Annotated in this window: 7 protein-coding genes; all 7 read right to left on the reverse strand. The window is 69.8% G+C overall.

What is annotated here, in order from left to right; translation table 11 throughout:
* Nucleotides 1–4: 4 nt before the first annotated feature.
* On the reverse strand, nt 5–2650 hold the full coding sequence (locus RDV84_RS20845; RefSeq protein WP_309151457.1) for a beta-mannosidase: 2646 nt from the start codon (nt 2648–2650) through the stop codon (nt 5–7).
* A gap of 318 nt (nt 2651–2968) precedes the next feature.
* Nucleotides 2969–5851, reverse strand: a complete 2883-nt coding sequence (locus RDV84_RS20850) for a TonB-dependent receptor plug domain-containing protein (protein ID WP_309151458.1) — start codon at nt 5849–5851, stop codon at nt 2969–2971.
* 218 nt (nt 5852–6069) lie between these two features.
* Nucleotides 6070–8493, reverse strand: coding sequence for a family 20 glycosylhydrolase (locus RDV84_RS20855; RefSeq protein WP_309151459.1), 2424 nt, complete (start codon nt 8491–8493; stop codon nt 6070–6072).
* Nucleotides 8490–8603 carry a DUF6053 domain-containing protein gene (locus RDV84_RS26935; RefSeq protein ID WP_425606214.1) on the reverse strand — a complete coding sequence of 38 codons (114 nt, stop codon included), beginning with the start codon at nt 8601–8603 and terminating at the stop codon, nt 8490–8492. Before RDV84_RS26935 ends, RDV84_RS20855 begins: the two co-directional genes overlap by 4 nt.
* 101 nt (nt 8604–8704) lie before the next feature.
* Entirely contained in the window at nt 8705–11089 is a 2385-nt protein-coding gene (locus tag RDV84_RS20860; RefSeq protein ID WP_425606213.1) for a GH92 family glycosyl hydrolase, read from the reverse strand.
* Between the two features lie 162 nt (nt 11090–11251).
* Complete coding sequence (locus RDV84_RS20865) at nt 11252–14185, reverse strand: TonB-dependent receptor plug domain-containing protein (protein ID WP_309151461.1); 2934 nt, start codon at nt 14183–14185, stop codon at nt 11252–11254.
* A gap of 531 nt (nt 14186–14716) precedes the next feature.
* The gene (locus tag RDV84_RS20870) at nt 14717–16564 is read right to left on the reverse strand and encodes a cholesterol oxidase substrate-binding domain-containing protein (RefSeq protein WP_309151462.1); all 1848 of its coding nucleotides are present in this window, start codon (nt 16562–16564) and stop codon (nt 14717–14719) included.
* Nucleotides 16565–16945 lie beyond the last annotated feature (381 nt).

Below are 16945 nucleotides of genomic sequence, written 5' to 3' on the forward strand. Positions count from 1 at the left end.
CGCCTCAGCGGCGGTACAACGAACGCAGGGTCAAGGCGCGCTCCAGCGCGTCGAGATCGGCCGCCGACTTCAGCGCGATCCGCACCGTCTCGCCCGGCAACACCGTCAACGCGTTGTCGTCCAACGCGACATCGCGGTCGCCGAAGTCGATCCACACCGCGCGCGCCAAGGCGTCGGCGTGCAGTTCAAGCACGTAGCCGCCGCCGTCGCGGCGCAGCGTCGCGCGCAGCTTCGGGTCTTGCCAGGCCAGATTGCGGGACTCGCTGAAATACACCACGTTGCGCGACACCGCGCGCCCGTCCACCCACAACTCGAACACCGCCGCAGTGCGCTTGGGATCGGCGCCGCGCAGCAGTTCGGCATCGCTCCAGCGGCCGGCGCGGGTCGCGCTCAGCGGCGCCAGCGTCGCTGGCTCGCGCTGCTCGTGGCGAACGCTGCCGTCGAAGTCGATCACCCGCAGCCGCCATTCGCCGCGCACCGGCTGCTGCCGGTCGGAGATCAGGCTTAGCTCGGTCTCGCCCTTGGCCGGCCGCCGCAGCGGCGCGATCGCCAGTTCGGCGAAGAAGCGCTTGGCGTGGAAATGCAGCGGCTTCCAGCGGCCGAAGTAGTCCAGGCTGGCCCAGGACGCGCCCGGCCAGACATCGTTCAATTGCCAGTACAGCGAGCCCATCGTGCGCGGACGCGAGGCGCGGTGGTGCAGCGCGGCCAGTTCGATGCCCTCGGCCTGGACCTGCTGGCTGAGATAGACAAAGTCGGCGAAATCGCGCGGCTCGCCGTACTCGCCGCGCACGTACTTGAGCAGGCGGGTGTTGCCGTCGCCGGCGAGGAACTTCTGGTGGGCGCGGATCACCGGCGTGTCGATGCCCTGCTCCTCGGGTTTGGCGAACGCGCCGATCGTGCGCAGCGACGGCCAGCCCTGCAGGCCGTACTCGGACATGAAGCGCGGGGTCTCGTCGAGGTAGGCCGTGGCCGGCAGCGCCGGGCCGCCCCACACGTCCCAGTAGTGCTTGTCGCCGTTGTTGGAGTCGTTGGCCTTCTCGGCCAGGTCGTTGCTCGGCGAGCTAGACCAATACGGCACGCCGGCGCCGTCCTGCGCGACCACTTCGCGCAGGTCCTTGCCGAACAGCGCGACATAGCCGTTCCAGACCTCCTCGGCGAACTTCGGATCGGCGTCCCTGAGCTTGCTGCCGTGGCCCCAGTCCTTCCAGGCGGTCTCTTCCTCGTTGTTGCCGCACCACAGCACGATGCTGGGGTGGTTGCGCAGCCGGCGCACGTTGTCGCGGGCCTCGGCGACGACGTTGGCGCGGAAGGCCGGATCGAACCCCGGCGGCATGCCGCCGCCGAACATGAAGTCCTGCCACACCATCAGCCCGAGTTCGTCGGCGAGTTCGAAGAAATCGTCGGACTCGTAATAACCGCCGCCCCAGTTGCGGATCATGTTCATGTTGGCGTCGCGCGCGGACTGCAGATCGCGGCGCAGGCGCTCGCGGGTGACCCGCGCCGGGAACGCGTCGAACGGGATCGCGTTGGCGCCCTTGGCGAACACCTCGATGCCGTTGACGACGAAGGCGAAGCCCTGCCCGCCGGCGTCCTTCTCGCGCTTGAGCTCGACCCGGCGCAGGCCGGTGCGGCGCTGGGCCTGGGCCTGCACGCCGTCGGCGTCGTCGATGCGGGCCTTGAAGGTGTACAGCGCCTGCTCGCCGTAGCCGACCGGATACCACAGCCGCGGACGTTCGATCGCGAGCGGCACCGACACCGTGTTGCGGCCGGCGCGCAGCCGCGCCGGCTGGCGCAGCGTCGTCGGCGCGCCGTCGGGGCCGGCGTATTCGATGTCGATCGCGGCGCTGCCGGCATCGACGCTGTCGATCTCCAGCACCACCTCGCCCTGCGCGCGTTCGCGGCTCACCGCGTGCGGCCGCACGTGCAGGTCGACGATGCGCAGGCGGTCCCAGCTTTCCAGGCGCACGCCGCGCCAGATGCCGGCGCTGACGTAGCGCGGGCCCCAGTCCCAGCCGTAGTGGTAGCCCGGCTTGCGCGCGAAGTTGCCGGTCATCGCGTCCTTGGGCTCGTCGCCGTAGGGCGAGGGATAGTTGCCGGCGATCTTGTTCGGCATCGCCTGCACCCGCGGCAGCAGCTTGCGGATCGGCGACTCGAACGTCACCCGCAACTCGTTGCCGCGTGCGCGCAGGCGGCCGTCGACCGGCACCCGCCAGGTGCGGAAGCTGTTGTCGGCGCGCAGCAGTTCGCGGCCGTTGAGGGTCACGGTGGCGAAGGTGTCGAGGCCGTCGAACACCAGTTCGTTGCGCGCGCGCTTCAAGGTCGCGGCGTCGAGATCGAAGGTGGTGCGGTACTCCCAACCGGCCAGGCCGATCCATTGCAGCTGCGCTTCCGGCGCGCCGACGTAGGGATCGGCGATCAGGCCCGCCGCGAGCAGGTCGGTGTGGACGTGGCCGGGCACCTGCGCGCCGCGCCATTGGGTCGCCGCGCGGTGCGCGGCGGCCTCGGGATCGCCGGGCTGCAGGCGGAACTGCCAGCCCTGGTGCAGCTCGCGGCTGGACAGCGGCGCGGCCTGCGCGGCGGCGGCGAACAGCAGCGCGGCGAAGGCGGCGAACAGGCGCCAGGAGGACGGAGGCCGTGCGGTCTGAGGCATGGGGTCACCTGTCGGAGTCGGGACGCGGGCGCGGCGCGAGCGCGGCCCGATAGGAAGTCGGCGGCGGCGGAGTCCGGCCGCATGCGGCGGCGGAAAAAAACGGGAGCGCGCTTCCCGCGCTCCCGTTCCGAGGTCCGGACAAGACCTCGCGGCACGCATTCCGAGGGTGGCCGCGAGGGTTTACACCGCCTTGCCCGGGAGGTTCCGCCGCCACGCCGGCGCGCATCACTGGAGGAGATGCGCGCCGGCCCGGCCGCGGGGTGCTGCCGTCCGCGCGGGCCCGGGCGGCCCGCGCGTCCGATTCGGTACGCGACGCGATCAGTCGAACTTGTAAACGAATTCGGCCGAGATTTCACGACCCACGCGGGTGAACACGCGTTCGTTGGCGTAGGCGAAGAACTTCTTGTAGGGGTCCTTGTAGTCGGCTTCGTCGAACAGGTTGTCGACGTACAGGTTGACCCGCGCCTGCTCGGTCAGCTGATAGCCCGCGGTCAGGTTGAAGTACACCGGCGCCTTGAGCTTGCCGACCATGCGGCAGGAGGTGTCGGTCTGGCCCGGCAGGATCGGCGCGCACTCGTTGTAGCCGTCGCCGTTGACGTGGCCGATGCGGTTGGCGAACAAGGTCGCGTTCCACGGGCCGCGGCTCCAGCTGGCGCTGGCGCGGGCGAAGGTGCGCACTTCCTTGTCGCGGTTCTCCTGCATCGGCGAACCCGGGTCGCGCTGCTCGTTGTTCTTGAGCTGGTTGGTGTAGTTGAACTGGAAGCTGAAATCGCCGAAGCGGGTCGCCGGGATCTTGTAGCGGGCGGTGAAGTCGACGCCGGCCACTTCGCGGTAGGCGATATTGATCGGGCCGCTGAACACCGACACCACCTGCCCGATCGGATAGTTCGGGTCGGCGACGCCGAACGAATTGGTGCCCGGCGCGCTGCGGGTCACGCGCGAGACGATGTCCGAACAGGTCGAGGAGCCCGGCGTGACCTGCATGCGGTCGCTGGCGCGGCGGGTGCGGCCGTTGCGGCACTGGCTTTCGAGGTCGAGGATGTCGGCGATGTCGAAATCGCGGACCTGGTTGTCGATGGTCATGCGCCAGTAGTCGGCGCTGAACGACAGGTTCTCGGCCGCGTCCCACACCAGGCCGGCGCTCCACGACTTGCCGGTCTCGCTTTCCAGCTTGAGGTTGCCGGTACGGGCGATGTTGTGGCGGTAGTACAGCGCCTGCGTGCTGCAATCCGGGCCGAGGCCGCGGCTCACGCAGGTGGACACGTCGGTGTCTTCCTGGGTGCCGGTGCCGCTGGTGGCGAACAGGTAATGCATGTCCGGCGCGCGGAACGTGGTGTTGTAGGCGCCGCGCACCAGCAGGCTTTCGATCGGACGCCACTCGATACCGGCGTTCCAGGTGAAGTTGCTTTCCTTGCGCGCGTCGTCGTCGTAGCGGTCGAAGCGGCCGGCGGTGGTCACGTCGAGGGTCTTGAACACCGGCACCTTGAACTCGACGCCGACCGCGTAGCGCTTGCGGTCGCCGCCGCCCTGGTTGGTGCCGCCGGGCTGGTCGTAGAGCTTGTTCGGGCCGAAGGTCAGCGGATCGGGCTTGAGCCGGTAGCCCTGCGAACCGGCCTCGATCACGCCGGCGAAGCCGACCGGGCCGGCCGGCAGTTCGAACAGGTCGCCGTTGACCGAGAACTGGGCCTGGTTCATCCACGACTCGGCGCTGCTCTTGCCGCGGGTGGTCAGCTGGCGGAAGGTCTCCGGCGTCATCGGCGACCAGAACTTGCCCTGGTCCAGCGCATACACCGGCAGGCCGTTGTTGGTGCCCAACTGCGGGCCGAGGAAGTAGCTGTCGACCGCGCCCTGCAGCATGCCCGGGAAGCTGAAGTCGACCTTGTACTCGGTGCGGCCGACGGTGGCGTCCCAGTTGAAGCGCTCGCCGAAGCGGCCGCGCAGGCCGGCGGCGAGGTCCCAGGAGCGTTCGCTGGTGTTGAACAGGAACGGATCGCGGCTGCCGGCCTCGGGCACGGTGAACGCGCGCCGCGCCTGGAAGCTGCGGCCGGTGTTCTGGTCGTAGAACGCGCCGCCGCGGTTGAGTTCGAAGCGCAGCGCCTCGTCCTGGCGCGACTCGCCGTCGCTGTCCCACACCGACGCGCTGACCCAGGCCTGCATGCCGTTGTCGAAGTCGTAGCTGAAGTTGCCGAAACCGGAACGGTTGTCGGAGCCGTTGCGCAGGCTCCACAACGAATTGCCGCGCGACTGCGAGCAGCTGTAGCCGGGGAACTCGGGCGCGTTGCCGTCGTTGCCGAGGAAGTTGTGCAGCGGCAGGTCCTGGAAGCGGTCGCAGGCGCCGGCCGGCGGGGTGACGCGGCGCTTGGCGGCGGTGTCGATCAGCTCCACGCCCCACACCCACGGCCACGGGTCGTTGACCAGCGGCTTGACCGTCGCCGCCGGTTCCAGGTCGGAAGCGAGGAAGCCGCGCTGGCCGGCGAAGATGGTCTCGCGGCCGCTGAGCTGCACGCCGTAGGTCGCGCTCCACTTCTCGCCGGTGCGTCCGCCGGTCCACGACAGGTCGTAGGAATCGCCGCCGCCGCGGGTGGTGGTGCCGCCCTTGATCCGCACCTCATCGCCGTTGAAGTTCTTCTTCATGATGATGTTGATCACGCCGGCCATCGCGTCGGAGCCGTAGATCGCCGAGCCGCCGCTGGCCAGCACTTCGATCCGCTCCACCGCCGACATCGGGATGTTGTTGAAGTTGGCGAAGTTGCCGCGGCCCTCGTAGGGCAGCGGGTAATCGGCGACGCGGCGGCCGTCGATCAGCAGCAGGGTGCGGCCGGGACCGAGGTTGCGCAGGTTCAGCGGGCTGGCGTTCGGCGTGGGGCCCTTGTTGACGTCGGCCTGGACCGAGCCGGTGACCTCGGTCAGCGAGCTCAGCGCCTCGTACACGTTGGCGAAGCCTTCGCGCTTGATCTGCTCGGTGGTGATCACCGTGACCGGCGCCGGGCCTTCGATCTCGGCGCGCTTGATGCGCGAGCCGGTCACGGTGACCTTGTCGATGGTCTTGGCCTCGCCGGCCGGCGCGGCGTCCTGCGCCTGCGCGGCCAGCGGCAGGTACAGCGCCGCCAGCAGGGCCGCGCTGAGCGCGTTGCGGCGCGCGCGCGCGGCGGCGGCTTGCGGTGCGAGGCCCTGCGGCGTGCGGTCGTGTCGTTGAGTCATGGCTACCCCTCCCAATCGCGGCCGGATCGACGGCCAAGGTTTCGTTCTTGTGGTGGTCGCAAGCCGTTCGTGCGGCGCTGCGGGTTCTATTGCTGGCTGTGCGTACTTCGGCGTGCGTTGGCGTGCTTTATATTTTGGATCGATCTAAACCCGCAACAAAAAAATAGCGCGACGACATCGTCGCAGCGCGCGGGCGCGGCGGCGGACGGCGGCGGCGTTCAATGCGCCACCGCGCCGGCGTCGAGCGTCTTCCATTCGCCGGGCTGGCCCTGCGCGTCCGGCGCGGCCATGCGCAGGCCCAGGCTCATGCCGCCCTCGCGCTGGTACCAGTCCAGGCGCAGGCGGTGCCAGCCGGCGCGCAGCGGCACCGAGGTCTCGAGGGTGCGGTCGTGGGTGTCGTTGCGGACGACCGCCTCGCCGTCGACGTACAGCGCCGAGCGGTCGTCGCCCTGCAGCGCGAACCGGTAGGCGCCGTCGGCCGGCACCCGCACATAGCCGTCGAAGCGCACGCCGAAGCGGCTGCGGCGGCCGAAGCGCTCCAGCGCCAGCGTGTCGGCCGCGCCCTGCGCCGCCGGACGCTGCCTGGCGGCGGCGGCGAACTCGTCGAGGTTGGCGAACAGGCCTTCGTACACGCGGTAGCTCCAGCCGGCGGCGGTGCGCGCCGGCTTGGCGGTCGCCGGCAGATAACTGCGATAACGCAGGGTGGCGGCCTGCACCCCACTGCGGCGGCCGTCGGCGAGCACGCTGACGGTGCGCAGCTGCACCGGCTTGTCCAGCTCCAGCACCAACTCGATCGGCGCCGAATACAGCGGCGAAGCGTCGTCCGGATCGCGGCCGTCGAGGGTGTAGCGGATCGCCGCGCCCGGCACCGCCGGCGCCAGCGTCACGGTGTGGCTGCGGCGGCGCTCGCGGCCTTGCTGGATCAGCAGGACATCCTCCAGCCCCTGCGGCGCGGGAATGCGGTAGCCGACGCGGTCGCGGTCCAGGTGGGCGAACTGGCCGCGCAGGCGGCGCTGGAAGTCCGGCCAGGCGCGCTGCGCCTGCGGCGTCCACGCCACCTCGGCCAGCGCGAGCAGGCGCGGGAACGCCATGTACTCGACCATCGCCGGGGTCTTGAGGTGTTCGGTCCAGACGTTGCCCTGCACGCCGAGCACATGCCGCGCCTGCGCCGCGGTCAGCGCCGCCGGCACCGGGTCGTAGGCGTAGACCTTGTCCATGCTCAGCTCGCCGCCCAGGCCCCACTGCTCCTGCGCGGCCGGGCCCTGGCCGTAGTCGAAATAGCAGCACTGGGTCGGGGTCATGACCACGTCGTGGCCTTGTTGCGCGGCCGCGATGCCGCCGGCCTCGCCGCGCCAGGACATCACCGTTGCGTCCGGCGCCAGCCCGCCTTCGAGGATCTCGTCCCAGCCGATGATGCGCTTGCCGCGGGTGTGCAGGAACTTCTCGATCCGGCGGATGAAGTAGCTCTGCAGTTCGTGTTCGTCCTTCAATCCTTCGCGGCGGATCACCGCCTGCGCGTCGGCGCTGGCCGTCCAGCGCGTCTTCGGCGCTTCGTCGCCGCCGATGTGCACGTACGGCGCGGGGAAGATCGCGACCACTTCGTCGAGCACGTTCTCCAGGAATTTGAAGGTCGCTTCTTTCGGGCAGAAGATGTCGTCGTACACGCCCCAGTTGGCGCCGACCTCGAACGGGCCCGGCGTGCACGCGAGTTCCGGATACGCGGCCAGCGCGGCCAGGGCGTGGCCGGGCATCTCGATTTCCGGGATCACCGTGATGTGGCGCGCGCGCGCATAGGCCACGATCTCGCGCGCCTGCTCCTGGGTGTAGAAGCCGCCGTAAGGCGTGCCGTCGCCGACGAAGGGATCGATGTTGCGGCCGACCACCGTCTGCTTGCGCTTGGAACCCACGCCGACGAGCTTGGGATAGCGCTTGATCTCCAGGCGCCAGCCCTGGTCGTCGGTGAGATGCCAGTGGAAGGTGTTGAGCTTGTAGCGCGCCATCTGGTCGAGATAGCGCTTGATGAAGTCCAGCGGGAACAGGTGCCGGCCGACGTCCAGGTGCATGCCGCGATAAGCGAAGCGCGGCGCGTCCTCGACGCTGAGCGCGCGCAGCCGCAACGGCGCGCCGCCGCGCACGGCCGGCAGCAGCTGGCGCAGGGTCTGGTAGCCGTAGAACAGGCCGGCCGGCGCGCCGGCCACGCGGATGCCGCGCGGACCGATGTCGAGCCGGTAGCGCTCGTTGGCCCGGGCGTCGCGGCCGGCGGGCTCGGCGACGAACTGCACGTACTGCGCCGGTTCGTCCTCGTGCTTGCGCGGCTTCGGCGCGCCGCTGCGCAAGGCCAATTGCAGGCCCTGGGTGGCGGCGAGCTCGTCGCGCAGCAGCTGGGCGACGGCGCGGGCCTCGGCGTTGTTGGCGTAGATCGTGGTGGCCGCATCGAGCGCGAACGCGCCCTCGCCCCACTGCACATTCGCGGGCAGCGGGACCAGTTCGGGCGCGGCGGTCTGCGCCGCCGGCACGGGCTCGGCCGCGTTGGCGGCCGGCCCCAGGCCGATCGCCGCGCCGACCAGGCCGAACAAGGCCAGCGGCAGGCGCGCGCGGGTTAGCCTGGCGAGGGTGCGGCTGTTGGCGAAAAGACGATTCATCGTGCGCTCAACCTTCGACGGCTTCGGCGGTTTCTTGTGGGAGGGACTTCAGTCCCGACGCTGTTCGATCGGCGCTGGAACAAAAGCGTCGGGACTGAAGTCCCTCCCACGACAGCGGTGCGGCGGTGTCGGGATGAAGCCCTGGATTCCCGCTTTCGCGGGAATGACGGTGGGACGCAGCGTCGGCAGTCCAGGGATTCATCGGCTCATCTCACTTCGGCGCCGCGCAGGCAGACACCGGCAAGGCCGCGGCCTGCGTGCCCCAGCCGTTCGCGGCCGGCTGCGCGCCCAGCTCGAAGCGCAGCGTTCCGCCGCCGCGCAGCGCGCTCCAGTCCAGCCAGACCTTGTCCTGGGCCTTGCCGTCGAAGCTCGCGCCTTGCACGTACTGCACGCCCTGCCCGCTCGCGCCCGGCGCCTGGATGCGCAGGGTCTTGCCGTTGCCCAGATCCATCTCGACCTGCTCGAAGCGCGGCGCGTGCAGCAGCAGTTCGCCGGTGCCCGGCACCGCCGGGTACAGGCCGATCGCGCTGAACAGGTACCAGGCCGACATGGTGCCGAGGTCGTCGTTGCCGGTGACGCCGTTGGGCGCGTTGGTGAACAGCGTCTGCGCCGCGCGCAGCACGGTCGCGGTCTTCCACGGCTGGCCGATCAGCGTGTACATCCACGGGCTGTGCAGGTCGGGCTCGTTGTTGGGGTTGTAGCGGTACTGGTTGTAGTAGCTGTACGGCCCGACCACCCATTGCTTGCGCGCCGCGCCGGCCGGATCGGCCAGCAGCGCGTCGTAAGCGAAGAACGCGTCGAGGCGCTTGCCGGCCTGCTCGGCGCCGCCCATCGCCGCGACCACGCCGGGCACGTCCTGCTGGGTCAGCCACTGATACTGCCAGGCGGTGCCTTCGTGGAAACCGTGCTGCGAGCGCGGGTTGTAGCTGCCGTCGGTTTCGGCATAGAACGCGCCGCCGTCGATGCGCGGACGCGGGAAGCCGCGGAAGCCCAGTTCGGGATCGGTCGCGTTCTGGTCCCACACCTTGGTCCAGTTGCGGCCGCGCTCGCGCAGCGTAGCCGCGTCATCGCTCTTGCCCAGCGCCTGCGCCATCTGCGACAGCGCGCAATCGCCGAGCGCGTATTCCAGCGTGGACGAACCGCCGTGGTGCGGGTCCACGTCCATGCTCTTGGCCGGGAACGCGCGGTCGTACTGGACGAAACCGTCCTTCAGATAGCTCGGATTGCCGGCGCGGCCCTGGCTGCGCACCAACGCCGGCGGAAGGCCGTACGCGTTCTCGCGCAGCGCGGCGTAGGCCTGCTGTTCGCGGCCGTCGAGCGCGCCGAAGCGCCACAGGTCGACCATGAACGGGGTGACCGGATCGCCGGTCATCACGTTGCTGTCGAAGTTGGCGTAGCCCCAGCGCGGCAGCCAGCCGTTCTGCTCGTGGATCTTCAGCAGCGACTGGCCGATGTCGCGCGCGCGCTGCGGCCGCAGCATCGCCAGCAGCTGGTTCTGCGAGCGGTAGGTGTCCCACAGCGAGAAATACTCGTAGTAGGTCCAACCCTCGGCCTTGTGGATCCGGGTGTCGTAGCCGCGGTAGCGGCCGTCGCTGTCGCTGCCGGTCAGCGGCTGCAGCAGCGAGTGGTAGAGCGCGGTGTAGAACACGGTGCGGTCGTCGTCGCTGCCGCCGGTCACGCGCACCGAATTGAGTTCCTTGCGCCAGGCGTCCTGGGCCTGCTTGCGCATCGCATCGAACGCCAGCGGCTTGCCGCCGCGGCTGCCTTCCTCGCGCAGGTTGCGGCGCGCGCCTTCGATGTCGACGTGCGAGATCGCGCTGATCGCGGTCACCGCGCGGTCCTTGCCGGTATCGAAGGTGAACCAGGCGCCGTGCGGGCGGGTGTCGCCCTGCATGCTGGACTTGCCGCCGGGATGGCCGCCGGTCTCGTCCCAGGTGCCGTGGCTGGCGAAGGGACGGTCGAACTCCATGCGGAACCAGGTGGTGTACTGCTGGCCGCCGCAGAAGCTCTTGGTGGTGATGCGGCCTTCGACCGCGCGATCGCCGACCACGTCCACGGTGCTGCCGACGACGAGATGGCGCTCGTTCGCCTGTCCGGTGTTGACCAGGATCGTGCCCTGCTTCGCTCCGGCCGGGAAGGTGTAGCGCTCGGCCGCCGCGCGCGTGAGCGCGGTGGCTTCGGCGTCGATCGGGCCGGCGGCTTCGCCGGTCAGCCGCACCTTGTAGTAGCCGGCTTCGCCGACTTCGCCGTCGTGGCTGTAGGCCGAGCCGTAGGCCTTGTGGTCGAAGGACTTGGACGCCTTGGTGTCGAAGCGCTGGCCCGGGCCGATCGCGCCGGTGGTCGGCAGCACCGACAACTGCCCGCCCTGCTCCCAGCAGCCGGCGCCGGAAATGAAGGAATGGCCGAAGCCGCGGATCTTGGGATCGTCGTAGCGCCAGCCGGTGTAGTGCTCGCCGATCGGGCTGACCTGGATCAGGCCGAACGGCGCCGAGGCGCCGGGGAAGGTATTGCCGTCGTCCTTGCTGCCGATGAAGGTGTTGACCTCGCGCACCGGATCGTTCGCCGCCGGCGCGGTCGCGCCGGCGGCGAACGCCATCAAGGTCAGGCATACCGCGGCGGCCAGGGGCCGCAGCGTAGCTGCCGCCGGGAAAACCGAAAAGCGCCTGTGCCGAACCGGTGTGCGAGCCATCGTGGATGCGTCCCTCGTGAGTGGTGATGTCGCCGCGGCGGCAAGACGCCGCCGCGGCCGCGGTTTGCCTTACTTGAAGTCGAGCACGTACTCCACCGCGATCTCGCGGCCGACCGGGCTGAAGATGCGGTCGGCGATGAAGGCGAAGTCGCGCTTGTACGGGTCCTTGTCTTCGTTGACCTCGTCGAACAGGTTGCTGACGTAGACGTTGACCTTGGCGTTGTCGGTGATGCGGTAGCCGGCGCTGACGTTCCAGGTGATCGCCGGTCCGACCCGGCCCCAGTACTTCTCGGTCTTCTGACCGTAGGTCGGGCTGGCCGGATCGGTGTCCATGCAATCGTCGGAGCTGGGCGCATAGCCGTCGGCGAAGCCGCGGCAGCCGCGGAAACGCACGCTCGGCACGCTGCCGACGCGGTCGGCGTAGACGGTGGCGTTCCAGCGGTCCTTCTGCCAGTTGACGCTGCCGCGGAACTTGCTGCGCGGCTCGTCGGTGCGCTTGTCCTGCATTTCCTCGCTGCTGTCGGTGCGGGTTTCGAGCTTCAGCAGGTTGGTGTAGTTCAGGCCGAAACTGAAATCGCCCCAGCGCTCCGTGTTGAGGCGGTACTTGAGCGAGGCGTCGAGGCCTTCGACGTTGCGCGCGGCGCGGTTGATCGGGCCGGTGCGGATGTCGGTGACCGGGCCGAGCAAGGGGCCGGCGCCGTCCGGATCGGGACCGCGGGTGACCCGGCCGATCTGCAAGCGGCAGCGGTCGGCGCTCGGCGCGCCGATGCGCGGCTCGCCGGTCGGGGTCTTGCCGGTCAGGCAATAGGCCTCGTCGAGCAGCACGTCGTTGGCGCCGATGTCGTCGATCTCGTCCTCCAGCTCGATCCGCCAGTAGTCGGTCGACACCGACAGGCCGTCGGCGATGTCCCAGACGAAGCCGACCGTCCACGACTTGCCGGTTTCGTACTTGAGGTCCGGCGTGCCTTCGCGGGCGATGTCGGCGTCCTCGACCTTGAAGCCGGCGTCCCAGGTGCAGTTGCCCTGCTGGCCCGCGGTCAGGCAGCCCAGGTAGTCGGTCTGGTCGGACACCGAAGTGCTCGGGGTCGCGTAGACGAAGTGCATGTCCGGCGCGCGGAAGCTGGTGGCGTAGGTGCCGCGCAGCAGCAGGTTGGAGAACGGCCGCCATTCCAGGCCGGCGTTGTAGGTGCTGGCGGCGTCGCCGGAGACCGCGTCGTACTTGTCGTAGCGGCCGGCGATCGACGCGGTCAGGGTGCGGTGCAGCGGGATCTTGAACTCGACGCCGGCGGCGTAATGATTGCGCGAGCCCGAGCCGCGGTCGAGGTTGGCGGTCTGGTCGTACAGGCGGTCGTCGCCGATGGTGTTGGGGTCCGGCGCCAGGCGATAGCCCTGCTTGGCCGCTTCCAACTGGCCGGCGAAGCCGATCGGCCCGGCCCAGCCTTCGAACAGGTCGCCGCTGACGATGAAGTTGGCCGAGCTCAGCCACGACTCGGCGCGGTTCTTGCCGCGGGTGCTGATCGAGGCGTAGTCCTGCGGCGAGATCGGGTTCCAGAAGCGGTTCTGGTCGAGCCGGTCGCGGTTCGGGCCGAGGAAGAAGCGGTCGCCTTCGGCGATCAGGATCGCCGGGAACTTCTCGTCGACCCGATACTCGGCGCGACCGACGCTGAAGTCCCAGTCGAAGCGTTCGCCGAACTTGCCGCTCAGGCCGACCGCGACGTCCCACGACAGTTCGTCGGAATAGGTATAGCCGCTCTTGGCGCCGCCGATTTCCTGCGGGGTGAAACTCTTGACCAGGTCGAGATCGGCGTTGAGGCCGTTGTCGCGGTAGGTGCCGTTCGAGCTCCAGCCCGGCATGAAGGTCATGTTCTCGCCGCGCGAGGACCACACGCCGACGCTGGCCCAGCCCTTCATGCCGTTGTCGAAGTCGTAGTTGCCGTACACGTAGCCGGAGCGGTCCTCGCTGCCGTTGCGCAGGGTCCAGTGCTGGAACACCGCGCTCTGGCCGCACTGCCAGCCGGTGTCGCCGATCGCGCCGGTGTTGCGGTTGAAGGTGCGGCGGTTCTGCAGGAAGAACTCGCCGTTGTACTGATCGCAGGCGCCGGCCGGCGGCATCATGCGCTGGCCGGTGCCGGCGTTGAACATGCGGATGCCGACCGAGGGCAGGATGCCGACCGCGCGGTCCTGCGGATTGAGCGCCAGCGGCGGCGCGTCGAAGTCGGAGTCCATGAATTCGCGCTGGCCGGCCGGCAACGCTTCGCGCTTGAAGTACTGCAGGGCGTAAGTGACGCTCCAGTTGTCGCCGCTGCGGCCGCCGGCCCAGGACAGGTCGAGCGCATCGCGCCCGCCGCGGGTGGAGGTGCCGCCGCGGACCTTGACCTGGTCGCCCTGGTATTCCTTCTTGAGGATGACGTTGATCACGCCGGCCACCGCGTCGGAGCCGTAGATCGCCGACGCGCCGCTGGCCAGCACTTCGATCCGCTCGACGATCGCGGTGGGGATGTTGTTGTAGTTGGCGAAGTTGCTCTTGCCCTGGTACGGCAGCGGGTAATCGACCACGCGGCGGCCGTTGATCAACAGCAGGCTGCGGCCCGGCCCCATGTTGCGCAGGTTCAGCGGGCTGGCGTTGACGGTGTGCTGGCCCCAGGCGATGTCGGATTCGACCGTGCCCATCGCCTCGGTCAGCGTGGTCAGCGCGTCGTAGACGGTGTTGAAGCCTTCCTTCTCGATCTGCGCGGCGGTGATGGTGAACACCGGCGCCGGGCCTTCGATCTCGGCGCGCTTGATGCGCGAACCGGTGACGGTGACCTTGTCGATCTCGGTGGGCTTGCGCCCGGCGCTCGCCTGGGCGGCGTCGGCGCCGCCGGCCTGGACGGCCTCGGCCTGCGCCGCATCGGCCCCGTCGGGCGCGGCGGCGGCGGATTGGGCCTGCGCGGCGACCGGCGCGCACAGGACCGACAGCAGGGCGCAGGCCAGTGCGCTGCGTCTGAGGTTGGAATGATTCATCGTGGCGGTGCTCCCCATGGAATTGGCTGCAATGACGGCCCGTCCCTGGCCCCGAAACCCGTGTTGCGAACTTTTCTATCGATCTAAGACCACGGCTCAGGACCTTCCCCAGGAAGGTCCCAGTGCATCCAATCCCCACATTGGATCGATCTAAATTAAGCACGACCTCGCCGCCGGTTGCATGACGCGGCGCAGCAACATGGCTGTGTTAGGCACGCTCCCGGCGCAGCCGAGGCGATGTGCCGAAGCTAAGTGTTTGTTTTGCCGAGGTTGGCTTGCCGCGAACGCGCGGGCGAGACGGCCGCTCGCGGAGCGGCCGGAATGTTGCGCAGCAGCGGCGCCCGCGGGGCCGGCGCGGCCGGCGCGGCCGGCGCGGGCTCTGCGCTGGAACGGCCCGCCGCAGCCGCGCCTGCGGCATGAGCGAGCCCAGCCCCTGCTGTTGTGGGAGGGCCTTCAGGCCCGAAGCCTTCCGGCCAGCCTCCCCGATCCGAAAGAAAAGCGCTGGGCCCGAAAGCCGTGCCACCGTCGGATTTAGGGCAGCAGCCGGTCCAGCAACGGCGAGGCGTAAACCCGCGCCGGGTCGTAACGATTGAGGATCGCCCGCGCCGCGTCCCAGTCCGCCCCGACCGATTGGCCGTAGCGCAGCGATTGCGGAATGCCCTGCCCGATCACCGCCGCATCGCTCCACGCGCCGTCGGCGCCGTAGCCCCAGCCCTTGCTCCACTCCACCCGCGCCAGCGCATCCACGCCGGAGAAACGCGCGAACACCCACTGCTCGACTTCGCGGTAGAACGCCTGCATCTGCGGCGTGCCCGGCAGGGTCAGCAGGTCCAGCCACACCGCGCAGTCCCATTCCGGCCGCTCGCGCACCGGCCGCGCCGCCGACAGCAGCGGTTCGACCGCGCCGGCCATGCCGACCTCGCCGGCGCGGTCCAGGCCGGTCACGCGGATCTCGACCGGGCCGTTGACCGGGAACAGGCCCTGCGCCCGATACGCTTCGGCGCGCGCCTGGTAATAGCCGACGAACTCGTGCACGACCCGCTGCACGTTCGCGCGCGAGGTGATCACCGCATAGCCGTTCGCGGTGACCCGCAGCGTGGTCGGCTTCACGTACAGCAACAGATCGCTGGACCAGCCCCACAGGTCGAAGCCGGCGGTGAACACCAGCCCGGCGGCGACCAAGGTGTACTGCAAGGCGCCCAGCGCCGGCGTGCGGCTGACGTCGCCCAGGTTGACGTCGCGGATCAGCGCGGCCAACTCCGGCGAGATGCTGTCGGAGAACGGATAGTTGAACGGCGCGACGGCTTCGCGCACCAGCGGCGGCAGGCTCGGCGTCGGCGTCCACACCTTGAGCCATGGATTGCCGGTAAACGGAAAGTGGATGGTCTCGACCCGCCCGGAACGGTCGAGGAAACTGGCGAACGTGCGTCCCGCCGAGCCCGGCGCCGCGAACAGCTCGCTGGCGGCGATGTTGACGTAGCTTTGGCAGCGCAGGCGCTGATCGGCGCCGGCCTGCAAAGTAGCCTCGACGATCAGCGCGCGGCCCAGATGTACCAGGAACGCCGCGCAATCGGCTTCGTCGCGACGGAACGTGCGCAGCGCGTAGGCGCCCTGCCCCGCGTCCCACACCACCGCGGTCAGCGCCAGCACCAGGTTGCTCAGCGAACCGTAGCTGTGGCCGCTGCGGCGGGTTTCGCCCTGCGCCGGCACCGCGGTGCCGTGGCCGTCGATCGCCAGCACGCCGCCGAGGGTCAGGTCGCCCGGCGCCGGTACGTGGGCGAAGCCGAGCCCGGCCTGCTTCATCTGCGCGAGCAAGTCCTGCATCAGCACGCCGGCCTGGGCCACCACCCGCGCCGGCTGTGCATCGCGTTCGATGCGCACGCGCTTGAGGTGGGTGGCGGTGTCGAGCAGCACGACCTTGTCGCCGCAGCCCTGCGTCGGCGCGAGGTTGAGCGGCGACCAGTTGTGGTTCATGCCGCGCGGCCGCACCCGGTAGCCGTTGCGCGCGGCCCAGTTCACCACTTCGACGACTTCGGCCGGGTCGCGCGGCGAGCAGGTCCACATCGCATCGATCCGGATCTCGCCAGACCAGCTTTCGTAGGCCTGCCGGAACAGCGCGATGTGCGTGGGGAAGCCTGGTGGCGCGGCGCATTCGCCGGCGCGGACGGCGGCTTCGATGCGAGCGGCTTCGATCCGAAACGCCGGCCACCACGCCGCAACGGCACCGGCGGCGAGCGCCTGGGCGATGAAGCGGCGGCGGCCGGCTTCGGGCGATTCGGTGGGTTCGGCTTGCTCGGCGGGTTCGGCCCGTTCGGGATGTTGGGCTCGCGCGAGTTCTCGGCCGTCGCGCGGCCGGTCGGGATGGTTGGGGGTGGACATGGCAGTGCTCCGCTGCACGGTTGGGGAATGTGACCTGGACCGTGGCGGCGTCTTCGCGCCGCGTTGCGGGCGCGAAGACCGCGCCGCTGCAGCGGCGCACATGCACGGTGGATGCCCCAACGACTAGCAGCGCGGCCCGCGCGCGGCAATCGCGGAAACGCGTTTGCGCGAGTGCGTGCCGGGTGTCGCCGTGATCCGGTTCCGCTCGCGCGACGCGCGCTGCGCGAGAGACGGCGATGCCGTCGCCGCGCCCGGGAAAAACCGTTCGCCCCGCGGATGCGGAAGAAGATGAAGTGGCGTGACCGACGGCGAAATGCGCGCAAGCCGCAGTCACACTCCGCAATCGTGACGTGGGAGGGCCTTCAGGCCCGACGCTTTTGT

It is taken from the genome of Lysobacter yananisis, assembly GCF_031199375.1.
GTDB classification, from domain to species: domain Bacteria; phylum Pseudomonadota; class Gammaproteobacteria; order Xanthomonadales; family Xanthomonadaceae; genus Lysobacter; species Lysobacter yananisis.